Annotated in this window: 23 protein-coding genes, 1 pseudogene and 1 riboswitch; of the genes and pseudogenes, 13 read left to right on the top strand and 11 right to left on the bottom strand. The window is 71.5% G+C overall.

The features are described 5' to 3' along the window. Positions 1 to 27 precede the first annotated feature (27 nt). Genes KHP12_RS51845 through KHP12_RS42635 form a run of 4 tightly spaced genes read left to right on the top strand, consistent with a single transcriptional unit; the run spans position 28 to position 3,029 of the window. Positions 28 to 462 carry a hypothetical protein gene (locus KHP12_RS51845; protein WP_244202593.1) on the top strand — a complete coding sequence of 145 codons (435 nt, stop codon included), beginning with the start codon at positions 28 to 30 and terminating at the stop codon, positions 460 to 462. A gap of 35 nt (positions 463 to 497) precedes the next feature. Then, positions 498 to 755, top strand: a complete 258-nt coding sequence (locus tag KHP12_RS51840; protein WP_244202594.1) for a hypothetical protein — start codon at positions 498 to 500, stop codon at positions 753 to 755. Between the two features lie 46 nt (positions 756 to 801). Continuing rightward, complete coding sequence (locus tag KHP12_RS42640) at positions 802 to 1,506, top strand: response regulator transcription factor (protein ID WP_086880392.1); 705 nt, start codon at positions 802 to 804, stop codon at positions 1,504 to 1,506. Positions 1,507 to 1,517: 11 nt separating this feature from the next. Beyond that, positions 1,518 to 3,029: a sensor histidine kinase gene (locus KHP12_RS42635; protein WP_211834987.1), complete on the top strand. Its 1,512-nt coding sequence runs from the start codon at positions 1,518 to 1,520 to the stop codon at positions 3,027 to 3,029. 15 nt (positions 3,030 to 3,044) lie between these two features. Here the strand turns inward: KHP12_RS42635 and KHP12_RS42630 are convergent, their stop codons facing one another. Next, positions 3,045 to 4,568, bottom strand: a complete 1,524-nt coding sequence (locus KHP12_RS42630; protein WP_308017007.1) for an FAD-dependent monooxygenase — start codon at positions 4,566 to 4,568, stop codon at positions 3,045 to 3,047. Positions 4,569 to 4,649: 81 nt separating this feature from the next. Between KHP12_RS42630 and KHP12_RS42625 the strand changes: the two genes are divergently transcribed. Further along, the gene (locus tag KHP12_RS42625) at positions 4,650 to 5,300 is read left to right on the top strand and encodes a TetR/AcrR family transcriptional regulator (RefSeq protein WP_167442391.1); all 651 of its coding nucleotides are present in this window, start codon (positions 4,650 to 4,652) and stop codon (positions 5,298 to 5,300) included. A 114-nt stretch (positions 5,301 to 5,414) separates the two neighbouring features. Here the strand turns inward: KHP12_RS42625 and KHP12_RS42620 are convergent, their stop codons facing one another. The 3 genes from KHP12_RS42620 to KHP12_RS42610 all read right to left on the bottom strand — a co-directional run bounded on the left by KHP12_RS42620 (position 5,415) and on the right by KHP12_RS42610 (position 7,313). Continuing rightward, entirely contained in the window at positions 5,415 to 6,176 is a 762-nt protein-coding gene (locus tag KHP12_RS42620; RefSeq protein WP_086880394.1) for a CbtA family protein, read from the bottom strand. A 24-nt stretch (positions 6,177 to 6,200) separates the two neighbouring features. Continuing rightward, positions 6,201 to 6,422, bottom strand: coding sequence for a CbtB domain-containing protein (locus KHP12_RS42615; protein WP_037946463.1), 222 nt, complete (start codon positions 6,420 to 6,422; stop codon positions 6,201 to 6,203). Positions 6,423 to 6,459: 37 nt separating this feature from the next. After that, positions 6,460 to 6,586, bottom strand: a riboswitch (cobalamin riboswitch). A gap of 70 nt (positions 6,587 to 6,656) precedes the next feature. Next, positions 6,657 to 7,313, bottom strand: a complete 657-nt coding sequence (locus KHP12_RS42610) for a MurR/RpiR family transcriptional regulator (RefSeq protein WP_308036199.1) — start codon at positions 7,311 to 7,313, stop codon at positions 6,657 to 6,659. On the opposite strand from KHP12_RS42610, the gene KHP12_RS42605 reads away from it, so the two are divergent. From KHP12_RS42605 to KHP12_RS42595, 4 genes and pseudogenes are all read left to right on the top strand, one after another. Continuing rightward, the gene (locus KHP12_RS42605; RefSeq protein ID WP_244202595.1) at positions 7,278 to 8,057 is read left to right on the top strand and encodes a polysaccharide deacetylase family protein; all 780 of its coding nucleotides are present in this window, start codon (positions 7,278 to 7,280) and stop codon (positions 8,055 to 8,057) included. The genes KHP12_RS42610 and KHP12_RS42605 overlap by 36 nt on opposite strands. Beyond that, positions 7,996 to 8,690: pseudogene (locus KHP12_RS53625) on the top strand (polysaccharide deacetylase family protein). The gene KHP12_RS42605 and the pseudogene KHP12_RS53625 overlap by 62 nt, the downstream one beginning before the upstream one ends. Further along, positions 8,659 to 9,033, top strand: a complete 375-nt coding sequence (locus KHP12_RS53620; protein ID WP_372455269.1) for a polysaccharide deacetylase family protein — start codon at positions 8,659 to 8,661, stop codon at positions 9,031 to 9,033. Before KHP12_RS53625 ends, KHP12_RS53620 begins: the two are co-directional and overlap by 32 nt. A 70-nt stretch (positions 9,034 to 9,103) precedes the next feature. After that, positions 9,104 to 10,051 (top strand): cobalamin-binding protein, encoded by a 948-nt coding sequence (locus KHP12_RS42595; protein ID WP_086880398.1) that lies wholly within the window; start codon positions 9,104 to 9,106, stop codon positions 10,049 to 10,051. A 113-nt stretch (positions 10,052 to 10,164) separates the two neighbouring features. Here KHP12_RS42595 and KHP12_RS42590 read toward each other — a convergent pair whose 3' ends face one another. The 4 genes from KHP12_RS42590 to KHP12_RS42575 form a co-directional block, all read right to left on the bottom strand. Beyond that, complete coding sequence (locus tag KHP12_RS42590; RefSeq protein ID WP_086880399.1) at positions 10,165 to 10,992, bottom strand: alpha/beta fold hydrolase; 828 nt, start codon at positions 10,990 to 10,992, stop codon at positions 10,165 to 10,167. Between the two features lie 115 nt (positions 10,993 to 11,107). After that, on the bottom strand, positions 11,108 to 12,394 hold the full coding sequence (locus tag KHP12_RS42585) for an alpha-L-fucosidase (protein ID WP_086880400.1): 1,287 nt from the start codon (positions 12,392 to 12,394) through the stop codon (positions 11,108 to 11,110). 42 nt (positions 12,395 to 12,436) lie between these two features. Further along, the gene (locus KHP12_RS42580; RefSeq protein WP_245010407.1) at positions 12,437 to 12,883 is read right to left on the bottom strand and encodes a carbohydrate ABC transporter permease; all 447 of its coding nucleotides are present in this window, start codon (positions 12,881 to 12,883) and stop codon (positions 12,437 to 12,439) included. A gap of 42 nt (positions 12,884 to 12,925) precedes the next feature. Then, positions 12,926 to 13,702 carry a DeoR/GlpR family DNA-binding transcription regulator gene (locus KHP12_RS42575; protein ID WP_086880401.1) on the bottom strand — a complete coding sequence of 259 codons (777 nt, stop codon included), beginning with the start codon at positions 13,700 to 13,702 and terminating at the stop codon, positions 12,926 to 12,928. 314 nt (positions 13,703 to 14,016) lie between these two features. Between KHP12_RS42575 and KHP12_RS42570 the strand changes: the two genes are divergently transcribed. From KHP12_RS42570 to KHP12_RS42555, 4 genes are all read left to right on the top strand, one after another. After that, entirely contained in the window at positions 14,017 to 15,633 is a 1,617-nt protein-coding gene (locus KHP12_RS42570) for an FGGY-family carbohydrate kinase (RefSeq protein ID WP_210609034.1), read from the top strand. After that, positions 15,626 to 17,113, top strand: coding sequence for an FGGY-family carbohydrate kinase (locus tag KHP12_RS42565; RefSeq protein ID WP_086886253.1), 1,488 nt, complete (start codon positions 15,626 to 15,628; stop codon positions 17,111 to 17,113). The genes KHP12_RS42570 and KHP12_RS42565 overlap by 8 nt, the downstream gene beginning before the upstream one ends. Further along, positions 17,110 to 17,724 (top strand): histidine phosphatase family protein, encoded by a 615-nt coding sequence (locus KHP12_RS42560; protein ID WP_086886252.1) that lies wholly within the window; start codon positions 17,110 to 17,112, stop codon positions 17,722 to 17,724. Before KHP12_RS42565 ends, KHP12_RS42560 begins: the two co-directional genes overlap by 4 nt. A gap of 178 nt (positions 17,725 to 17,902) precedes the next feature. Beyond that, the gene (locus KHP12_RS42555; RefSeq protein WP_086886251.1) at positions 17,903 to 18,622 is read left to right on the top strand and encodes a GntR family transcriptional regulator; all 720 of its coding nucleotides are present in this window, start codon (positions 17,903 to 17,905) and stop codon (positions 18,620 to 18,622) included. A gap of 78 nt (positions 18,623 to 18,700) precedes the next feature. Here the strand turns inward: KHP12_RS42555 and KHP12_RS42550 are convergent, their stop codons facing one another. The 3 genes from KHP12_RS42550 to KHP12_RS42540 form a co-directional block, all read right to left on the bottom strand. Beyond that, positions 18,701 to 19,741, bottom strand: coding sequence for an ATP-binding cassette domain-containing protein (locus KHP12_RS42550; RefSeq protein ID WP_372455268.1), 1,041 nt, complete (start codon positions 19,739 to 19,741; stop codon positions 18,701 to 18,703). Positions 19,742 to 19,872: 131 nt separating this feature from the next. Further along, positions 19,873 to 21,258, bottom strand: a complete 1,386-nt coding sequence (locus KHP12_RS42545; protein WP_210609036.1) for a chitinase — start codon at positions 21,256 to 21,258, stop codon at positions 19,873 to 19,875. Continuing rightward, the gene (locus KHP12_RS42540; protein WP_210609038.1) at positions 21,255 to 22,535 is read right to left on the bottom strand and encodes a glycoside hydrolase family 16 protein; all 1,281 of its coding nucleotides are present in this window, start codon (positions 22,533 to 22,535) and stop codon (positions 21,255 to 21,257) included. Before KHP12_RS42540 ends, KHP12_RS42545 begins: the two co-directional genes overlap by 4 nt. Positions 22,536 to 22,977: the final 442 nt, after the last annotated feature.

The following is a 22,977-nucleotide window of genomic DNA, read 5'->3' as shown; positions in this document are numbered from 1 at the left end:
CACGCCGAGTGGATCAAGATCCGCACCATGCGGTCCACCGGCTACGTCATCCTCGGCACCCTGGCGTTCTGTACGGGTCTCGCCTCGCTCAACGGCCGATCCGCCGGAGGCGACTACGCGACCATGACGGCCGCCGACCGGGCCGCCTTCGACCCGCTCGCCACCAGTCTGCGCGGCTACCTGCCGGCGCAGATCGCCCTCGGCCTGCTGGGCGGCCTGGTGATCACCTCCGAGTACGGCGCCCGCACGATCGTCAGCACGCTGACCGCCGTACCGCACCGGATCCCGGTGCTGACCGCCAAAGCCGCGGTGCTGATCGCGGTGGCGCTGCCGGTCGGGCTGGTGGTGTCCCTCTGCGGCTTTCTCGTGGGGCAGGCGGCGCTGGCGGGTGCGGACGCCCGCACCTCGTCCTCTCCGATCCTCAGGCGCTGCGCGGCGTTCTGGGCGGCGGGCTCCATCTGACGCTCGCCGCGCTGTTCGGCCTCGCGATCGGCGCGGTGATCCGCAGCACGACGGCGACGGTGACGACCCTGTTCGGCGCGATGCTGATCGTGCAGGCGTTCGCACCCGCGTTGCCCGGGGCGTTCGGCGACCGGGTGGCGAAGTACTGGCCGCCGATCGCGGGCGGACAGATCATCACCGGCCACCGCGATCCGGCGCTGCCGGCCCCCTGGTCGGGGCTCGCCGTCATGGCAGGGTGTGTCGGGGCCCTGCTGACCGTGGCGTTCATCGTCTTCCGCCGACGCGACGCGTAACGGGCCGGGAGGCTGGAGTGCGGACGATCGGGCGAGGGCGGGACGGATGACGGCATCGGAACGGCTGCTGGTGGTGGAGGACGAGCCGACGCTGCGCGAGTTGCTCTCCGCGAGTCTGCGGCTGGCGGGCTTCGCGGTGGTCGCGGTCGCGACCGGGGAACAGGCGCTGGCCGCGGTGCGGGAGCGGCGTCCCGGCCTGATCGTGCTGGATGTGATGCTGCCCGACATCGACGGCTTCGAGGTCGTCCACCGGCTGCGCGGGCAGCATCCGCTCGCCGCGGCGGGCCATCCCCCGGTGCTGTTCCTCACCGCCCGCGATGCGCCCGAGGACCGGATCAGCGGGCTCAGGGCGGGCGGTGACGACTACGTCACCAAGCCGTTCAACCTGGAGGAGCTGGTCCTGCGCATCCGGGCCATTCTGCGCCGCGTCAGCGGCCGTCAGTCCGACGGCCGGCTGGTCGTCGACGATCTGGAGCTGGACCCCGACAGCCATCAGGTGGCCCGGGGCGGGCAGCCGGTGCGGCTGTCCCCGACCGAGTTCAGCCTGCTGCGCGTGTTGATGGAGAACGCCGGGCAGGTGCTGTCGAAGTCCCAGCTCCTGGAGCTGGTCTGGCAGTACGACTTCGGGGGCGACGACAGCATCGTCGCCTCCTACATCAGCTATCTGCGGCGCAAGGTGGATCCGGGCGAGCCGAAGCTGATCCATACGGTGCGCGGCACCGGGTATGTGCTGCGGAGGCCGCCGCGGTGAGCGCCCGTCCCATGCGCGGGCTGCGTGGCCGACTCTCGCTGCGCGGGCTGCGTGGCCGACTCTCGCTGCGCGGTCGGCTGCTGGCCATCGCCCTGATGCTGCTCGTGGCCGCCCTGCTCGGCAGCAACGCCCTGGCCGTCGTCCTGCTCAAGCGCGACCTGGTGCATCAGCTGGACAACCGGCTCCGCACCGCCGCCACGGCCGCCGCGCGCCTCACCGACCCGTCCGACATGGCGGGCGATCGGACCTCCCGGGTGCGCGACACCGTGGAGCAGCAGCTGACCGGCGATGTCTATCTGGCCTCCCTCGGCCCGAACGGCCGCGGCCGGCAAGTCATCCGGCCCGCGGCACACAGCGCTCCCACCCTGCCCCCGCTCGGCGCGGCGGCGGTCGGCGAGCGCGGCCGTCGGCCCTTCGAGGCCCCGGCCGCCGACGGCGGCGCGGCATGGCGGGTGATCGCCGTACCGCTCAACGCGCCGGGAGAACAGCGGAAGCAGGCCGAGGGCACCCACAGCGTGGTCGTCGCGGCCTCCCTCGCCCAGGTCAACGCGACGATCAGGCAGCTCGGCACCCGGATGCTGCTCATCGACTCCCTGGTGCTGGCGCTGCTCGCCGGGGCCGGGTGGTTCGCCGTACGCGCCGGGCTGCGCCCGCTGCGCCGGATCGAGACCACCGCGGCGGCCATCGCCGACGGCGACCTGTCCAGCCGCGTCCCGGAGCTGGCCGCATCCCGCACCGAACTCGGCCGTCTGGCCAGGGCGCTCAACGGCATGCTGGACCGGGTCGAGGAGAGCGACGCCGCGCGGGCGACCGCCGCCGAGCGGATGCGCCGCTTCATCGCGGACGCCAGCCACGAGCTGCGCACCCCGCTCTTCGGCATCAAGGGGTTCACCGAGCTGTACCGGATGGGCGGCATGCCCGAGCGCGCCGATGTCGACGCCGCGATGGGCCGGATCGAACGGGAGGCGGCGCGGCTGGTCCGGCTGGTCGAGGACCTGCTGCTGCTCGCCCGCCTCGACGAGTACGCCGCCGCCGCGGACCTCCCGCTCCATCCCACCCCGATGGATCTGCGCACCCTGGCCGCCGATGCCCTGCACGACCTGCGCGCGCTCGATCCACGGCGCCCGGTCACCCTCACCGGCCCCGGCGGCGGGCCGCCGGGTGGCGCACCGGTGCTCGGCGACGAGGCGAGACTGCGCCAGGTGGCCTCCAACCTCGTCGGCAACGCGGTGGCGCACACCCCGCCGGGCACTCCGGTCCGGATCGGCGTCGGCACGCGGGACGGTCTGGCGGTGCTGGAGCTGCACGACGAGGGGCCGGGGATGTCCGAGGAGCAGGCCGCCCGCGCCTTCGACCGCTTCTACCGCGCGGATGACGCCCGCGGCCGCATCGACAGCGGAGGCGCGGGGCTCGGCCTCGCCATCGTCCACTCCCTGGTGACGGCGCACCACGGCCGGGTCGAGGTGCGTACGGCCCCGGCCGAGGGCGCCACCTTCCGCATCCTGCTGCCCCTGGACGAGTGATCCGGCGGCCCCGGCTCAGTGCACCTTCGTCAGCCCGCCTTCGATCGTGGCGAGCAGGGTCTCGTCGCATGCGGCCGGAGTGTCCGCAGCCCAGCACACATAGCCGTCGGGGCGGATGAGCAGGGCGGCGGCGCCCAGGTCGTCCGCGCAGGTGGCCCGGACGAGGTCGACGCGTGGCGGGAGCCGGAGGCCGTCCGGGACGGCTCCGCCCAGATCGAGCAGAACGGCGTGGCCCGAGCCGAACAGCGCCGACAGCCGGGTGGCACCGGCCTCGGTGACCAGGTCGGCATCCGGCACGCGCTGCCCGGTGAGGGGATGGTCGCCGGGCAGTTCGTAGCGCAGTGAGAGCCCGGATATCAGTCCCGCGAGGTGGCGGTTGGCGTCGGGCAGCCGCAGCAGCTCGATGAAGATGTCACGCAGGGCGGCCACGTCCTCGCTCGGGTTCGTGTCCGCCAGGACCCGCTGGGCCGACGTGTGGTGCAGGACCTGAGCTCCGACCGGGTGTCGTTCGGCGTGATAGCTGTCCAGGAGGCCGCTCGGCGCCCGGTCCTGGATGACCGCGGCCAGTTTCCAGCCGAGGTTGATCCCATCCTGCATGCCGAGGTTGAGCCCCTGGCCGCCCAGCGGCGGATGGATGTGGGCGGCGTCGCCCGCGAACAGCACGCGGCCCACGCGGTACTGCTCCAACTGTCGCGTGGCATCGCTGAAGCGCGAGGAGTTTTCCACGGCCCCCAGGGTGGTCTCCTCGCCGTACACCTCCCGCAGCGCGGTGGCGATCTCGTCATGGGTGACCGGGGCGTCGCGGACGGTGTCCACCTGGTCCGCGCGCCCGAAGGTGAAGCGGTAGAGGTCACCCTCGACCGGGATCAGCATGGCCCAGTAGTCGCCCACACGACGGGTCATGGTGCTGATGTGCCCCATCCGCTTCGGCACCAGTGAGGACACCGCGGTCAGCCGGATGTCGGTCAGCACCGCCTGATGGGTCCCCGCCCGCCCGGGAAACGGCAGCTCCAGCAGTTTCCGCACCGTGCTGTGGCCGCCGTCGCACGCCACCAGATAGCGCGCCCGCACCTCCAGGCCGTCCGCCGTCACGACCACGCCGTCCTCGTCCGACTCGACCTTCGTGACGGCGGCGCCCCGCAGAACCCGGGCGCCCGCGGCGGTCACCCGCTCCTCGAGCACCTCCTCGATCTTCCACTGAGGGATGCCGATCACGCTGTTGTGCCTGGTCCGCCACGGGGTGCAGTCCAAGGGCACGGGCAGCAGCGCGAAGTTCCCGCCCACCGGGGCACGCTGGATGGCCCGCCGCAGCATGGGCTCCAACAGCCCGCGCGACTCCAGCAGTTCGGCCGTACGGGGCTGGATCGCGCCGCCCTTCACCTGCTCGATGCGCTGGTCCAGCTTCTCCAGCACCAGGGTCTCGACCCCGGCCAGCGCCAGCTCGTACGCCAGCATCAGCCCGGTCGGGCCGGCGCCCGCGATGACGACGTCGGCCGCGCTCGCCGTCTTCTCCGTCTTCGCCGTCTTCTCCGTGGACACGGTCACTCCTCCTCGATTTCTCGCCTCGGGCTATATGTATACCAGGTGCAGAAATCTCCTGAGGGCAAGTGCTCTGCTACGGTGGTCGTCGTGGACGGCAAGCCAGGGCTACGGGAGCGGAAGAAGCAGCGGACCCACGCGGCGATCTCCGAGGCGGCGATCACGCTCTTCCTCGAACACGGCTTCAACCAGGTCTCGGTGGCCCAGGTGGCCGAGGCGGCCGAGGTGTCCAAGCGCACGCTCTTCGCCTACTTCCCGGCGAAGGAAGACCTCGTGGTGCACCGCCTCGCCGACCACGAGGCCGAAAGCGCCCGCGTCGTACGGGCCCGCCCACCCCGCACCGCCCCGCTGACCGCACTGCGCGAGCACTTCCTCAAGGGCCTGCGCGAACGGGACCCGATCACCGGGCTCAACGACCATCCCCAGATCCTCAAGCTCACCCGGATGATCCTCGACACACCCTCGCTGGTGGCCCGGATGGAGCGGTTCAAGGCCGGTGCCGAACGCGAGCTCGCGCGGGCGCTGCGGGAGACGGCGGAGACCCCGGAGCTCACCGCGCGGCTGGCCGCCGTCCAAATCGTCGCCGTCCAGTGGTCACTGGCACAGGACAACACCCGACGCGTGACGTACGGGGAACCGGCCGACGAGCGCTACACGGGTGCGGTGGCCGACGCGGAGCACGCGTTCGCGCTGCTGGAGAACGGACTGCGGCACCTGCCCCCGCGGAAGTGACTCCAGGCGCGGCAGGGTGACCGGCCAGAGCGCGACGTCTGGACCGGACGTGCCCGCCCAACGCGAGAGGGCCCCCGGAAACCGCTCCGCGGGCCCTCGTGCGTCTCGGTGTGGTCAGTTCGGGGCGGCCGCCATCGCCCGGCTCTCCTCGGCCTTCGCGGGCTTGGGGTTCAGCAGCCGCTCGGCGAGTTCGCCGAAGAGGAGGCCGAAGCCACCCCACAGGATCACCTGCATGGCGAGGGCGGACAGCCGGAACCGCCACAGGACGGTGGCCGGGAAGTCCGCCGGGACCTCGTTGACGACGGGCAGGAAGGCGAACGCCGGCCCGATGACGACGGCGAAGGCGGCCACCGCGGCGACGGTGGCGTACCAGGTGCCCAGCCTCGGGGCGAGCCGCTTGCCCAGGATGGTGGCCGCGATCGCGAGGAGCACGCTGAGCACCATCATCAGGAAGTACAGCGTCGTCCGCTTGCCGATGGTGTCGCCGTTGCCGACGGCGGGCGGGTTGGCCGGGTACTTCAGGAACGGCACGACGTAGACCGCGAGCAGCGCGCAGCCGGACAGCAGCAGCGCGGTGGCCCGCGGGCCGAAGCGGCCGACGCGGCCGAGGGCGACGCAGTAGGCGAGGGCGGCGATACCGCCGAACGCGATCCCGTAGATCAGCACACCGGTGGCCAGACCGGCGGTGGACTGAAGACTGCGGGAGACGATCTCGACCTCGTGCTCATGCGCGGGGGCGTGGGCCTCCTCGAAGCCGATCGCGCGGTCGACGTTCGGCTCACCGAGGAAATAGGCGGCGATCAGGGCGAGCACACCGGCACCAAGACCGGCGAGCATGCCCCGCACCAACAGGTTTCTCACTGTTGCGGAGTTCATGGGGGTGCGGCGTCCCTCGCCTCCTCAGTGGCAGGGGAAGCCGAGCAGATGGCGGGCGTCATGCACCCACTCATGGACACCCGAGCCGGAGACGACCGCGGTCGCGCCCTGCTCGGCGCCGACGAAGTACAGCAGGATCAGCATCAGGATGCCGAAGAAGACGGCCCAGGGAGCTATCGCCTTCAGCGGCAGCGTGGCGGGCAGTTCGGGGGTGGTGGCTGTCGGCTGCGCGACATGCTGCGCCATGGCAGTGGCCTCCTACGGGAGTTCGCGTCCCATCTCGGTGGTGCACAGGACGATGGCTGCGGGTCTGACTCACGGACGTCCCCTTCGGATACGTCCCGTTCACAGTGGCGCGACCGTGCCGGATTTCCACCGGCTTCCGTCAGACCATCGTCGATATCGCACCGACGGTACCGCGTGTCGGATGCCTGGCCAAGACCGGCCACCTGGTGAGACGCCGACGGGACGCGCACAACCTCACTCGTCGCGGCCGTAATGGGGGCTGTTGGGCGGCAGGAAGTGACCGCGCAGACGGGCCAGCAGTTCGGAGGTCTCCAGCGCGCGCTCGCCCAACTGGGAGGCCACGGCCAGGGCCAGGGCGTCGACGACGGCCAGTGAGCCGAGGGTCTCGCGGGTGGCGCCGGAGGCGGAGAGGGTGGCCAGGAGGGTGACGGCCACGCGGTCGCCGAGCGCCGGGCCGAGGGCGTCAGTGATCAGGACGACGGGGGCGCCCACCTCCTCGGCGTGGTCGATGATGACCTCGATCTCCTTGAAGAGCCGGGCCGGGGCGAAGATCACCACGACGTCGTCCGCCGAGAGCGGCACCAGCGCGTCCGGCAGTCTGAAACCCATGTCCGCCGTGTGACGGGCCTTGAGCCCCAGCCGGTTGAGCCTCAGCGCGAGGTACTCGGCGATGATGCCGGACGGGCCGGCGCCGAAGATCATGACCTCCTCGGCGGGCAGCAGCCGCTCCACGGCCGCGGCGAAGGCGTCGGCGCGCAGGCTGCGCCGGGTCTCGTGGATGCGGCCCCGGCCGGGGCGGTCGAGCGACCCCGGTGGCCGGGCGGCGCCCGCTGCGCCGTGCTGCTGAGCTTCGACGTGGACGGCCCGGCGCTGCTGGCCAACCTCGGCCACGCCCCCGACATCTGGCGCTCCCCGCGGCTGTTCTCGCTCGGCGCGTACGGCCCGCACCGGGGCACCCCCCGGATCCTGGACCTGCTGGCGGACTTCCGGATCCCCGCCACCTTCTTCGTCCCCGGCTGGACCGCCGAGAGCTGGCCCGACCTGCTGCGGACCATCGCGGACCGCGGCCATGAGCTGGGCCACCACGGCTATCTGCACGAGCTGTACTACTCCAGGACCATCGCCGAGCAGCGCGCGCTGATCGAGCGCAGCCAGGAGATCTTCCAACGGGTGGCCGGCACCACGGCCATGGGATTCCGCACGCCCTCCGGTGACTTCGGCGCCGACAGCCCCCAGCTGCTGTGCGATCTCGGCTTCTCCTACTCCAGCTCCATGCGCGGCGACGACCGCCCGTACCGCTGGCGGATCGACGGACGCGACACCGACCTCATCGAGATCCCCGCGCAGGGGGAGCTGGACGACTTCCCCCAGTTCGCCTACAACGACATCCCGGCGGAGCCGCGCAGCCAGGACCGGATGGCCGGCACCGAGCTCACCCTCGACAACTGGCGGCGGGAGTTCGACGGCTACTACCGCTACGGGCTCTGCTACGTCGTGATGATGCACCCGGAAGTCATGGGCAAGCCGAGCCGGGTGCCGCTGCTGCGCCGGCTCATCGAGCACATCCGCTCCCATGACGATGTGTGGTTCGCCACCGGGAACCAGATCGCCCAGTGGTGGCGGACGTACCACTGAGACGCCAGGGACGGGGCGGAAGGAGAGCCCGGTGAAGAGCGAGCACGCGCGGCCCCGGCTGGAGGGGAACCCGCCCTGGCCGGACGGCGCCCGGTGCGCGGTCGTGGTGACGGTGAACCTCGACGCGGAGCCGTTCTGGCTGCGGCTGGACGAGTCCTGCCATGAGCGGCCCAAGACCCTGTCCATGGGCGAGTACGGTCCGAAGCGCGGCGCGCCCCGGATGCTCGACGCCCTCGATGCGGCCGGTGTCCGCGCCAGCTGGATGATCCCGGCGACGGTGGCCGAGCGCTACCCGGAGACGGTGCGGGACGTGGCCGCCCGCGGCCACGAGATCGGCTCCCGCGGCGACGGCCTGGAGGACTACGCGACCTCGCCGCCGAGGGGCAGCGGCGCGCCACCGAGCGTTCCGCGCGGGTGCTGGAGGACATCTCCGGACGGCGGCCCACCGGCTTCCGGCCGCCCTCCGCGGAGATCGGCGACGACACCGCCGGTGTGCTGGGCGAACTGGGGTTCACCTGGACCTCCCTGGCCCGGGGCGACGACCGTCGACGACCGGCCGACCCTGCTGCACCCGGCCACCGGCCCCGGCGCCACCCCGCTGGTGGACGTTCCGGCCCACTGGGAGCTCAATGACGTCCCCCGCTTCATGTTCACCTACGGACCGGCCTACCCCGCCGGTCAGGTGCGGATCGCCGGATACCGGCAGACCCTGGACGACTGGTGCGCCGAGTTCGACGCGTACCACGGCTTCGGGCTGTGCTGTGTGATCACCCTGGAGCCGTCCTGCATCGGCAAGCCGGGCCGGGTCGGGGTGCTGGAGGAGTTCCTGGCGTATATGCGGCGGCGCCGGGACGCGTGGTTCGCCACCGGCGCCGAGGTGGCGCGGTGGTGGAGCTCCCTGGACCGGCCGAACGACCCCGGTTCCTCGGAGGAGGTACGCCACCGCACCGACCCGCAACGCGCTGTGGCCGGCTGAGCGCGCCACACCACCGGCTCCGCGCGTCGCCTGTCGCCGATGCCCCGGACATCCCACCTACAGTCGCGGTATGCGCATCGTCTCCCTGCTGCCCGCCGCGACCGACATCGTCGCCGAACTCGGGCTCGCCGAGCATCTGGCCGGCCGGACCCACGCATGCGACTGGCCGCCGGAAGCGGTGGCGGACCTCCCCGTGGTGACCGCCACCGGGCTCGACCAGGACGCCCTCACCAGCCGGGAGATCTCCGACGCGGTCGGCGGCGCGACACACTCCGGGTCGTCGCTCTACACCCTCGACACCGAGGCGCTGGCGGCCCTGCGCCCCGATGTGGTGCTCACCCAGGACCTGTGCGAGGTGTGCGCCGTGTCGTACCGGAAGGTGAGCCGGGCCGTCCGGCTGCTGGACGCGGGCACCCGCGTCCTCAGCCTGGAGCCACACACGCTCGACGAGGTGCTGGACTGTCTGGTGACGGTGGGTGAGCTGCTCGGCGTGCGCGAGCGCGCCGAGCGGCGCCGGGCCGACCTGTGCGACCGCCTCGAGGGCATCCGCCAGGCGGTGGCGGGCCGGGCCCGGCCCCGGGTCGTGGCGATCGAATGGCTCGACCCGCTGTGGCCCGCCGGACACTGGGTCCCCGACCAGATCGCCACCGCCGGAGGCGAACCGCTGCTCGCCGTCTCCGGGGCGCACACCAGCCCGATGACCTGGGAGGCGGTGCGCGCCGCCCGGCCGGAGGTGGTCCTGGTCCTGCCGTGCGGCTTTCCGCCCGAGCGCACCCTGCGGGAGACGCACCTGCTCACCCGCCTGCCGGGCTGGGCGGACCTGCCCGCCGTACGGGCCGGGAGGGTCTGGGTGCTGGACGGCCCGGCCTACTTCAACCGCCCCGGCCCGCGCGTGGTGCGCGGAGCCGAGGTGCTGGCCCACGTCCTGCACGGCGTACGGGCCGGGGACGAGGTGACGGCGGCCGAGGCGCTCCCGCTCCCGGCCGCCCCGGCCGATGATCCGGACACCACGTCATGAACGTGTGCGGCGGCGGCGTGCGCGCCCTGCGCACCCCGGTGCGGCGGGTCGACGTCCTCGACAGTCGCCGTCGAGCTGGACGGAGAACTGGACCTGTACCGGGGCCCAAGGGCTCAGCGTGACGTGGCGCCGATGAAGTCGAGCAGGTCGCGGTTGATGTCATCGGCGTGGGTGATGAAGAGGCCGTGTCCGGCTCGGGGGTACTCCTTGTAGACGTTGTCCGGGACCAGCTTCGCCAGACGGCGGCCGCAGAGGTCGATGGGGGCGGAGGCGTCGGCGTCGCCGTGGATGATCAAGGTGGGCAGCGGGAGGGCGGCGGCCTCCGCGCGCAGATCGGTGTGGAATCCGGTTCTGACCACCTCCACGGCCGCCTTGGCCGAGCAGTCGAGGCATCGTCGCACCGTCCACTCGATGAGCTCGGTGGAGATCTTGTTGCCCAGATGGGTGGCGAAGAACGCCTGGGCGTTCTGCGCCATCCATCTCGGGCGGTCCTTGGTCCGCTCCGCCTCGACGGCGTCGAAGAGGTGCCGCTGGATCCCGTCCTGGTGGTCCGGCGCCCAGGCCATCAGGGGCGCGGTGACGGCCATCAGCACCACCCGGCTCACCCGGCCGTGGCCGTGCCGGGACAGATGGCGGAGCACCTCCCCGCCGCCCATCGAGTGGGCCACCAGGGTGACCTCGCGGAGGTCGAGGTGGTCGAGCAGCGCCGCGAGGTCATCGGCGAGGGTGTCGTAGTCGTAGCCATGGCCGACCCAGTCCGAGCGGCCGTGCCCCCGCTTGTCGAAGGCGACGCAGCGCAGGCCCGCCTCGGACAGCGGGAGCATCTGGAACTCCCATGCACTGCTGCTGAGCCAGGCGCCGGAGACGAACACCACCGGCTTGCCCTGCCCCCAGTCGGTGTAGAACAGGCGCGTTCCGTCGGAACCCTCGAAGTACGGCATGGTGGCGGACCCTTCCCGGGCGATGAGGTGTCATTGCGTTGTGGCAACTCTCGTCCGGTCAGGTCCCGTGCGTCGATTACGCCGGAGGTAAAGGGGTGCGCGCCCCGATCGGGTGTCAGGTGTCCTGGCGCAGGAACAGTTCCACGACCGGCACCGCCACATCGGGGCGGACGACCGGCAGGGTCAGGGTCAGGGTGCCGGGTGGCTGGCCGCCGAGACCGGTGTTCTGCGCCTTGGTCGACGGGTCGATCTCGCGGTACTTGATCTCGGACGCGTCGTGCAGGAGCTGCGCGTACGCGACCTTGCCCGCCAGGTCCGGCAGGTGGACATGGCCGAAGGGCCAGGTGAAGAGGTGCAGATAGAGGCGGTTGCCGCGCTGGGTGTAGCGGGTGTCGACCGGGGCGCGGTAGGCGGAGGGGCCGGCGTCGTGGATGGAGCGCTGGTGGCGGGACATCCACGCCCCGATCCCCTCCAGCGTGGCGAGGGCGGTGGCGTCGAAGTCACCGCGTCCGGTCGGGCCGACGTTCAGCAGCATGTTGCCGTTCTTCGAGACGCCGTCGACGAGCATCCGGACCAGCAGGTCGACCGGTTTCACATTGAGGTTGTCGCGGTCGTAGCCCCAGCTGCCGTTGAGGGTCTGGCACGCCTCCCACACCACCGGCCGCCCGTCGACCTCCATGGCCCTGTCGGGCTGGTACTGCTCGGGTGTGACGAGGTCGCCGGGGATGGCGAGCCGGTCGTTGACGATGATCTCGGGTTGCAGCCTGCGGGTGAGCGCGAGGAGTTCCTCCGAGCCCCACTCCTCCTTGCCCTTGCCGTTCCACACGTCGTGGTGGTCGTCGTCCTTGTACGAGAAGTCGTAGAAGAGGTAGTCGATGGTGCCGTAGCCGGTCAGCAGCTCCTCCACCTGACCGTGCAGATAGGCGCGGTAACGGGCCATGTCGCGGCCCTCGTTGAGGCGCTTGATCTCCTCCGGCGGGTCGTCACGGCGCGGGTGGAGGCCGTCGATGACGAAGTCCGGGTGGTGCCAGTCGATGAGCGAGTGGTAGAAGCCCACGCGCAGCCCCTCGGCGCGCACGGCCTCGACGAACTCGGCGACGAGGTCCTTGCCGATCGGGGTGTTCATCGAGGTGTAGTCGGTGAGCTTGGAGTCCCACAGGCAGAAGCCGTCGTGGTGCTTGGTCGTGAGCACCATGTACTTCATTCCGGCGCGCTTGGCGGACCGCGCCCACTCGCGGGGGTCGAAGAGGTCTGGTTCGAAGTGGCGGAAGTAGCGGTCGTAGTCCTCGTCCGTGATGCGTTCGCGGTTCTTCACCCACTCGTGGCGGGCGGGCAGGGCGTACAGGCCCCAGTGGATGAACATGCCGAAGCGGTCTTCGGTGAACCAGGCGGGGATGGCCATCGAGGGGATTCCTTTCCCGGAGAAGAGGAGGCGCGCAGGGGGTCAGCGGCCGCCCAGGCCGCTGGTGACGATGCCGCGCACGAGGTGCTTCTGGAGGAGGACGAGGATGATCACGGTCGGCAGCATCGAGATCACCGAGGCCGCCATGACGAGGCTCCACTCATTGCCCTGCTGTCCGAAGAACGCCTGGAGGCCGAGTGGGATAGTGGCGCGCGCGTTGACATCGTTGACGATCACGAGGGGCCACAGGAAGGAGTTCCAGTAGCTGATGAAGGAGAAGACGGCGAGCACGGCGAGGGTGGGCCGGGCCAGGGGCACCATCACGCTGAGGAAGGTGCGCACGGTCCCGGCGCCGTCGACCCGGGCCGCGTCGTCCAGCTCCTGGGGGACGGTCAGGAAGAACTGGCGCAGCAGGAACGCGCCGAGCGCGGTGAACGCCCACGGGATGATGAGCGCTTGGACGGTGTCCACCCATCCGAAGTTCCGCATCATACCGCTCGCGGGTGAAGTCGACGTGATGTTCACGTGACATCACCGAGGGACGATGCGCACATCGACGCCGCGTTCGCGCAGCCCGCGCACCTCCCCGGCCGGTGCCGCGTCATCCACCACGACCAGGTCGAAGTCGGTGAGCGGAGCCAGCGCGTACAGGCCCTGGTTGGCGAACTTCGTATGGTCGACGAGGAGTACGCGGCGTGCCGCGGCGGCCATCATCGCCTGCTTGACCTGCACCGTCTCGGGTGACATGTGGTAGCAGCGGCCCGTGGTGACGGCGGTGGTGGACATGAACAGCACATCGGCGCGGAAGGCGGACATGCTCTGCGCGGTGTGCGGTCCCATGAACGCGTCGTACGCCGGGAAGTAGGTGCCGCCGAGCGCCACCAGCGCCGCCCCTGGCTCCTTGGCCAGAGCCGTGATGGCGGGCAGCGAGTTGGTGATCACCGTGATCGGTGTGTGCTGGGGCAGGTGCTGGGTCAGGCCCAGACAGGTGGTGGAGTCGTCGATCACCACGATCCGGCCGGGGGCCAGCTCCTCGGCGGCCGCCCGCGCCAGCCGCTGCTTGGTCTGCGTCATCGTCGCCATGCGCTCGCCGACACTGCCGTGGAACTGCGTGGACGGCAGACAGCTCGCACCGCCGCGCACCTTGCGCAGCCAGCCCTGCGCCTGGAGGGCGTCCAGGTCGCGGTGGATGGTCATCACACTGACGGCGAACTCGGCCGCGAGGTCCGAGGTGCGGACGAAGCCCTTGGTCGTGACCAGTTCACGCAGCCGGCGCCGCCGCTCCTCCTGCCCATCCGTACGGGTCATGGCCTGCGGCTCCTTGTCCCTTCCGCACCACCCGGGCGGACCGGCGTGAGACGACCTGATGTGAAACTCACGCGAAGGTAACACGCGGGCGGGACGTCGCCTCCCCCGTGTGCAGGGCCGGTGGCCCAGGACATCGCACGGTGCCGTGGGCCGGTCGCGGGATAATCCCGCGCCCCGATTGACGTGGCTTCCCGGCGGCGATTCGGTGGGCTTGCCGGCGCGGAATTCCGCCGACGGCGTCGGTTCCTCGGAGCGGCGGCGATGCACTGGTACGCCGCTGCTCCAGCCGTGGTGAAGGGGCAGGTATTTCGGTCATGACGGTTCTCACTGTCGACGTCGGCACGTCGGTCATCAAGTCCGTCGTGTTCGACGCCGAGGGAAGGGAAGTGGCGGTCTCCCGCACCGGTACGGAGGTGCTGCGGCCCCACCCCGGGTGGGCCGAGCAGGACATGGACGCGGTGTGGCGCGGGGTCGTCTCCACCGTGCGCGGCGCCCTGGCCCAGCTGGGGCCGGGGCATGACGCGGTGCGGCTGATCGCGTTCACGGCCCAGGGGGACGGCTGCTGGCTGGTCGACGGCGACGGCCGCCCCACCGGTCCGGCGATCCTGTGGTCCGACGGGCGCGCCGGTGATCTGCTCGCGCGCTGGCAGGCCGAGGGCGTCCTGGCGGAGGCGTACCGCCGCAACGGCTCCCTGACCTGCGCGGGCATGCCCAACGCGGTGCTCACCTGGCTCGCCGAGCACGACCCGGCGCGCCTGGAGCGCTCGCACACCGCGCTGACCGCGGCGGGCTGGCTGTTCCTGAGGCTCACCGGCGTCACGGCGATCGACGCCTCCGACGCGTCGGCCCCCTTCCTCGACCACGCCACGGGCGCGTACGACCCCGCGATCGTGGACCTGTTCGGCCTGGCGTGGGCCCGTCGGCTGCTGCCGCGCGTCCTCGGACACGACGAGTGCGTCGCCGAGCTCACCCACCACGCGGCAGCCGAACTGGGCCTTGCCCCCGGTCTTCCCGTCGTGATGGCGCCCTACGACATCGCCGCCACCGCCCGCGGCGCCGGGGTCGTCGACCCCGGGCAGGCGTGCGCCATCCTCGGCACCACCCTGTGCACCGAGGTGGTGCGCCGGAGCGTGGACACCTCGGGCGAGCCGTGCGGCATCACCATCGCCTTCGGCCGCCACGACCGCCTGCTGCGCGCCCTTCCCACCCTCTCGGGCACCGAGGTGCTGGACTGGGCGTGCCGGACGCTGGCCGTCGAGAGCCCCGCCGCCCTCGGTGACCTCGCCGCCGCGTCCGCGCCCGGCGCCGCCGGGCTGGGCTTCCTCCCCCACCTCTCCCCCGCCGGGGAGCGCGCGCCGTTCCTCGACGGGCGGGCCCGCGGCACCTTCTGGGGGCTGTCGCTGGACCACACCCGCGCCGATCTGGCCCGTGCGGTCTTCGAGGGGCTGTCCCTCGTCGTACGCGACTGCCTGCGAGCCTCCGGAACCGAGGTGCGCGAGCTGCGGCTGTGCGGCGGAGGCGCGGGCAGCGACCGCTGGTGTCAGCTCATCGCCGACGCCACCGGCGTTCCGACGGCGCGCGGCACCGACACCGAGCTGGGCGCGAAGGGCGCCTTCCTCACCGGTCTGGCGCTCACCGGCGCCGAGCGGAGCATGGAGGAGGCCGCCGCCAAGTACGTCCATATGGGCGCCAGTTGGGCACCGAACCCGGGCCGGGCCGCGCTCTACGACGAGCTGGCCGCGGCACACCTGGCCTGGCGGGACGCGGCCCGGTCCCTGGGCTGGTCGCCGTCCCAGGGGCCGGACTCGTCGCCATCCCGGGAACCGGGCTCGTCGCCGACCCGGGCATCGGGCGGGCCACCCACCCGCACCCCCGCCGCCCAGCGCCCCCACGACCCCCACGCCCCCCATCCGGAAACCTCGCATGTCTGACGCTCTCTCCCCCGACGCCGTCCATCTCGGCCTGGACCTCGGTACGCAGAGCGTGCGCGCGGTCGCCGTGGACGGCACCGGGAAGCCGCTCGCCGCGGCCTCCCGCCCCCTGACCGGCCACCGTGACGGCGTACGGCACGAACAGGACCCCGAGCAGTGGTGGTCCGCCGCCGGTGCCGCCTGCCGCGAGGCCCTGGGCGGCATCGACGGCGGGCGGGTGCGGGGTGTGGCGGTGGACGCCACCTCCGGGACCATCCTCCTCGCCGACCCGTCCGGAACCCCGCTCACCCCGGCCCTGATGTACGACGACGGGCGCGCCGCGGGCCACGCCGACCGCGTCAACACCGTCGGCGCGGCGGTCTGGGAGAGGCTCGGCTACCGCACCATGCAGCCGTCCTGGGCGCTGCCCAAACTCCTGTGGCTGCTCCAGCACACCGATGTCCCGCCGGGGGCCCGGCTGCTGCACCAGGCCGACCTGATCACCTGGCGGCTGGCCGGTCAACAGCCCCCCGCCGACGCCAGCCACGCCCTGAAGACCGGCTACGACCTGCTCGCCGACCGCTGGCCCGCCGAGGAGCTGGCCGCCCTGGGCGTCCCCGACGGCCTGCTGCCGGAGGTCGTACGGCCCGGCACGGTGATCGGCACGGTCTGCGCGCGGGCCGCCGCCGTCACCGGGATCCCCGTCGGCACCCCCATGGTCGCGGGGATGACCGACGGCTGCGCGGCCCAGATCGGGGCGGGCGCGCTCGGCCCGGGCGCCTGGAACTCGGTGCTGGGCACCACCCTCGTCCTCAAGGGCGCCAGTCCCCGTCCGGTGCACGACCCCGCCGGGGTGGTCTACTGCCACCGCGGTCCCGGCGGCAGCTGGCTGCCCGGCGGCGCCTCCAGCAGTGGCGCGGGCGTGCTGACCCGCCGCTTCCCCGGCGCCGACCTCGACGCCCTCACCGAAGCGGCCGCCGCCACCGGCTCCACCGCGGTCGTCTACCCGCTCGTCGGCGAGCGCGGCGAACGCTTCCCGTTCCGCGCGCCCGACGCGCACCCCTTCGTCCTGGGCGAACCCTCCGGCGCGGCCGAGGAGTTCCATGCCTGTCTGCTGGGCGTGGCCTGTGTGGAGCGGCTCTGCCTCGACCACCTGGATCACATCGGGGCTCCCGTGGCCGGTCCGCTGAGCCTGACCGGCGGCGGCGCACGCAACCGCTACTGGTCGCGGCTGCGCGCCGACCTCCTCGGCCGGAGCGTGACCCTCCCCGAGCAGGCCGAGAGCGCGGTCGGCATGGCGGTGCTCGCCGCCACCGCCTCGGGCGTCACGCTGGAGCGTGCCGCCACCGCCATGGTGCGCGGCGGAGTCGAGCTGCGCCCCGATCCCGCCCGCACCGCACGGCTGCTCCCCGTCTACCTCGGCTTCGTGGACGAACTGGTCCGCCGGGGCTGGCTGGAGCCGGAGGTGGCCGCCCACGCCCACAGAAAGGCCGATCAGTGACCGACTTCGTCCTCGTACGGCACGGGGAGACCGTGTGGCACGCGGAGAACCGCTACGCCGGCCGCACCGATGTGCCGCTGACCGAACACGGGCACAAGCAGGCCGCCGAGCTCGGCGCCTGGGCCGCGGGGCAGCGGCTGGACGCGGTGCTCAGCTCACCGCTGTCCCGCGCCCGGCTCACCGCCGGGCCCGCCGCGGCCGCGCTCGGCCTCACCCCGCGCGTCGACGAGCGGCTGTACGAGGTGGACTTCGGGCGCGGCGAGGGGCTGACCCGGGCGGAGATGCGGGAGCGGTTCCCTGCGGAGCTGGCCGCGTTCCTGGCCGATCCGGTCGCCCACCACCTGCCTGGCGGTGAGGACCCGGCGGCGGCGGCCGGTCGCGCGATCGGCTGTCTGACGGACATCGCCCGGGAGGTGCCCGAGGGACGCGTCCTGGTCGTCGCCCACTCCACCCTCGTCCGTCTCGTCCTGTGCCAGTTGCTCGGCATTCCGCTCGCCCGCTACCGCCAGGTGTTTCCCCGGCTGGAGAACGGCGCCCTGACCGAACTGCGCCTGTGGGACGGCCGGGCATCGCTTCTGCGGCTCAACGCCCCGGCCCTGACCACCGACTGACCCCCTTCCGGTGTGACACGGACGGCCCCGCTCACCGAACGGGTCCTGCGGGCCTTCACTCGCCGGCCGGGGCCCGCGATGGCCGGGCCCGGCCCGGCTCGGCTCGCCCTGAACGGCGTCCCTCACCTGGGTAAACTGTTGCTGCCCCGATACGCCCCGATCAGCAGCAGGAGGCCGGATGCCGCCGCAGAACACCTCCGCGACCGGGGCACCGCGGGAACGGCGGGGGCGGGAGGTGCCGCCCGCCCGTCAGGCGCTCTCGGACAGTGTCTACGAGAACATCAAGGCCATGGTCATGGACCATGAGATCACCCCCGGCGCGCGTGTCAGCATCGAGGCCCTGTCCCGCACCCTCGGCGTCTCCCCGACCCCCATCCGGGAGGCGCTGGCCAGGCTGGAGGCGGACGGCCTGGTCGTGAAGCGGCCGCTGTCGGGATACCGCACCACCGAGCTGCTGACCCGGCAGGGGCTCGAGGATCTCTTCGAGATGCGGCAGCTGCTGGAGCCGAGGGCGGCCGCGCTCGCCGCGGTCAACGCCCGTGAGGACCAGCTCGACGCCATCGAGCGGATCGCGGAGGAGATGCACACCGACCCGGGGACGGCCGCCGGGCGCTACGCGGCCTACCGTGGCTTCGCCGCCCTCGACCAGCGCCTCCACGACGCGATCGCCCAGGCGTCCGGGCGGCCGCTGCTCGCGGGCGCGGTGGAGCGGCTCCACTCCCATCTGCACATCTTCCGGCTGAGCAGCCAGCTCGGCGCGGACGACCCGACCCTCGCGGAGCACCAGCGCGTGGTGCACGCGATACTGCGCCGACACGCCGACCGCGCGGCCGAGGCGATGGCGGAGCACCTCACCCGCAGCCTCCGGCGCCAGCTCAGCCGGGACGAGGAGTCCTGACCCGCGCCACGTGGGTAAGGACCCGCGCCACGTGCGCCACGGCCCGCGCCACGTGCGTCATGCCCCGCGCCATGTGTGTTACGCCTCCACCGCCCGCGGGCGCACCGCCGACGTCGCGCGGTCGTGGATGATGCGGATGATCCGGCCGCTCATCCGCTCGTAGTCGCGGTCGTTGTCGAGCTCGCCACGGATCCGGTGGTCGGCCATCACCACCACCCGGTCCGCGAGCGTGATCATCTCCGCGAGGTCGCTGCTGATCAGCAGAATGGGCAGGCCATCGCGGGCCAGCTCCCAGATGAGTTCGTGGAAGGCGTGCTTGGTGCGCACATCGACACCCACGGTCGGCTCGTCCACGATGAGCAGCCGGGTGTCGGCCGCCAGCCACTTCGCCAGGCTCATCTTCTGCTGGTTGCCGCCGGACAGCTCACCGGCGTGTCGGTCGAGCCCGGCGATACGGATGCCCAGACGTTCGACGAGGTCGTACGCCACGTCCCGCTCCTCGCGCGCGGAGATGAAACCGAGCGCCTTCGCCGGCCTCTTCCACACCGTCACCGTGATGTTCCGGGCGATGGGCTGGTCCAGGAAGAGCCCTTCCTCCTTGCGGTTCTCAGTGAGATAGCCGATGCCGAAGCGGTGCAGCGCCTGCCGGGGAGAGGCGATGCGCACCGGCTCGCCGTGCACCCGGATCTCGCCGCCGGTGACGCGGTCGAGGCCGAGCACCGCCTTGACCAGTTCGCTGCGCCCCGCGCCGACCAGCCCGTACAGCCCGACGATCTCGAGGAGCAGCACCCGGCTCTCGGCGTACAGGGCCTTGGCGATCTCCACCAACTGCTGCCGTGCCACGGACAGTTCACGGATCGGCCGGTCCGGGTCGAGGTCCAGTCCCAGCTCGCCGAGGCACCGCAGGGCGGGGTCGGTCATCGCCGCGCGGTCGATGAGACCGCGGTGTGAGGGAGGGCTCTGTAGTGTGATGTTCTCGGCCACCGAGAAGCCCGGGATCAGATTGCGCTCCTGGTGCACCACGCCGATGCCGGTGCGGGTGGCCTCCAGTGGCGAGCGCGGACGCACCTCGCGTCCGCACCAGACGAGACGGCCGCTGTCGGGAGTGTGTCCGACCACGCGGCATCGCTGATGGCGCGGGCCAGACTCCGGTTCTTGACCATGTTCCGTAAGATCCGGCACCCCTGTGGGTCAGGTGCCGGATCTCGTCTCTCAGGTTCCTATAGGAAATGGATGCGTCGGGCCGTGGGTCAGCCGCCGTACTGGGCGAAGACGCGGGTGAAGTCCCACGGCTGCTGGGAGACGCCCGAGCAGGTGTCGGCTCCGCCACCGGTGCAGGGCCGGTCACGGTTGACCGACCAGAAGGTCAGCCGCGCGAGGTGCTTCTGCTGGGCGTAGCCGAGGATGGTGCGGAAGTCGGCCACGGTCACCGTCTCGCCGTTGTCGGTGATGCCGTTCATCGACGAGATGCCGGAGTGCCGGTACGCCTGGTCGTCCGAGTACCCGTAGGCGCTCTTGACCGTGTTCTTGAGCCCCTCGGCGGCGCGGATGGTGAGCTGGCCCATGTTCTGGCCCGCTCCCCCGAAGTTGAACGGCATGATGGTCCAGCTGTCCACGGTCAGCCCGGCGGCGGCGGCCTTGCTGATCAGGCTGTTGTCGGGGCCGTTCTGGCCGGTGCCGAAGGTCACGTACACCTTGATGCCGGGGTTGTTGGCCTTGACCGTCTTCAGCGCGTCGACCGTGCGCTGCTGGACGGTCGGACTGTCGTACGCCGCGGCCTCGATGTCGATGTCGATCGCCTTGAGCCCATAGGCGTTGATCACCTTCTGGTACGCGGCGGCCAGCTCGCCCGCGCTGCCGCAGGAGCTCTCCAGCTTGTTGCCGCTCCAGCCGCCGAAGGACGGGATGACATCGCCACCGGCCGACCGCACGGTGTTGACGGTCTGCTGGTCGACCCCTCCGGTGAGCGGACGGCCACCGTCCCACTGCGGGTTGCAGTAGCCGTTGCTGAGGACGAAGGCGAGGGTGAACCACTTGACGCCGGTCGCGTTCATCACGGTGGTGGGGCTCGGCGGGCTGCCCCAGCCGTTGTAGAGGTACGGGGCCACGGCCATGGCACCCGGTCCGGGCGGTGTGGTGTCACCGCTCGGCGCCGTCCACTTCTGATTGGCGGCGCCGGTGCAGGTCCATATCTGCAACCGCGTGCCGTTCGCCGAACTCCCGCCCGTGGCATCCAGACACTTGTCGGCCTGCGGATTCACAATGTCACGCGCCGCCGGAACCGCCCACTGCTGAGCCGCACTCCCATTGCAATCCCACAGCTGAACCACAGTGCCATCGGCCGTACCACCCGACGCCACATCCAGACACTTCCCCAACGCACGAACCGTGCCATCGGAACCAACCGTCCACTGCTGCGCCGCAGTCCCATTGCAGTCATAGAGCTGCACCGCCGTGCCATTGGCATTGTTGGCACCCGCCACGTCCACACACTTGCCACCGACACCGGTGATCTGCCCGGTGGCCGCCACGGCGCCACTCGCGGGGAGGCTGGTCAGGCCGGTGAGGAGGGCAGCGGCGGCCGCGGCGCCGAGCAGACGGCGTATCCCGGGTCCGCGCAGGAGTCCGCCGATCATCTGGTCACCGTCCACTTCTGGTTGGCGGCGCCGGTGCAGGTCCATATCTGCAACCGCGTGCCGTTCGCCGAACTCCCGCCCGTGGCATCCAGACACTTGTCGGCCTGCGGATTCACAATGTCACGCGCCGCCGGAACCGCCCACTGCTGAGCCGCACTCCCATTGCAATCCCACAGCTGAACCACAGTGCCATCGGCCGTACCACCCGACGCCACATCCAGACACTTCCCCAACGCACGAACCGTGCCATCGGAACCAACCGTCCACTGCTGCGCCGCAGTCCCATTGCAGTCATAGAGCTGCACCGCCGTGCCATTGGCATTGTTGGCACCCGCCACGTCCACACACTTGCCACCGACACCGGTGATGGCCCCGCCGCTCGGCTGTCCGCTGTCGGTGCTGACCCGGACGTAGTCGACGAGGAGCTGCTGGGGGAAGGAGGTGCTGCCGTCGGGGTCCCCGGGCCAGTAGCCGCCGACCGCGAGGTTGAGGATCACGAAGAAGGGCTTGTTGAACACCCACTGCCGGCCACCGAGGTCGGCGGGGGTGCGCCGCTGGTACACGGTGCCGTCGACGGACCAGCTGATCGCGTTCGGGCTCCAGTCGATGGCGAAGGTGTGATACGCGTCGGCGAACGCCTGGCCACCGGGCAGGGAGTATCCGGCGCCGATGCCACCGGAGCCCGAGTACCCGGGACCGTGGAGGGTGCCGTGGACCGTGGAGGGCTCGAAGCCCACGTTCTCCATGATGTCGATCTCACCGGAGTTGGGCCAGCCGACCTGTCCGATGTCATTGCCCAGCATCCAGAACGCGGGCCACATGCCCTGCCCGCGCGGGATCTTCATCCGGGCCTCGACCCGGCCGTAGGTGGTGGTGAACTTGCCGGAGGTGTTCAGCCGGGCGGAGGTGTACTCACACCGTCCGTACCAGCACTGGTAGTTGCCCGGGTTCTCGCGGCGGGCGGTGATGACCAGGTGACCCTGGCCGTCGAGGGCGGCGTTGCTGTTGCCCGCCGTGTAGTACTGCCGCTCGTGGTTGTTGACGTTGTCCCCCGTCTCGATCTGCCACTTGCCGCCGTTGACGGCGGAGCCGGCGGGCCCGTCGAACTCGTCGGAGAACGTGACGGCGGCCGCCGAGGCGGGTCTCGCGGTGGACTTCTCGGCGGGGCCGGCGGCGGAGGCCGAGGTGCCCTGTGCCAGTCCGGTGGACAGCGACACGAGGGCGAGGACCGAGACCAGGGACACCAGCAGTCGCCGGGGTAAGCGCGGGGAGTCCATGACTCTCCCTTCCAGGAACAGGTGATGACAGGTGCGGAGAGGCATGAGGCGCATGCGAACCAGGTGGTTACGGCGCCGACCAGGTGCGTGAGCGATCTGAGCGGTACTTAGTTCATTACGTGAGTTAAGAAGTGAAGGAAAAGCCTGTCAAGGGTTTGGTATGGACCAGATGTGCCAACAAGTCACCGCGCGGAAGGCCGTTCGCGGCCGACGACCTCGTCGACACGGCTGGCGAGTTCGGCCTTTGAAGGCATGTCATTCATTGGTGCGGACCTATTGACGAGACACGTTCAACTCCCGAAATATATGGGCCCGAGAGTCCGGCCGTGACCTTCCGGCCGGACACCGCATGTCGCGGGCTGCGGCGGCGCCTGTCCGACGGACATGCCCACTGCCGGGGCCCGTCCGCGTGTCAGGAAGGCATCCCCCCACATGAATCACA

Source organism: Streptomyces asiaticus, assembly GCF_018138715.1.
GTDB lineage: Bacteria > Actinomycetota > Actinomycetes > Streptomycetales > Streptomycetaceae > Streptomyces > Streptomyces asiaticus.
This window is presented reverse-complemented; position numbering and strand designations above follow the sequence as displayed.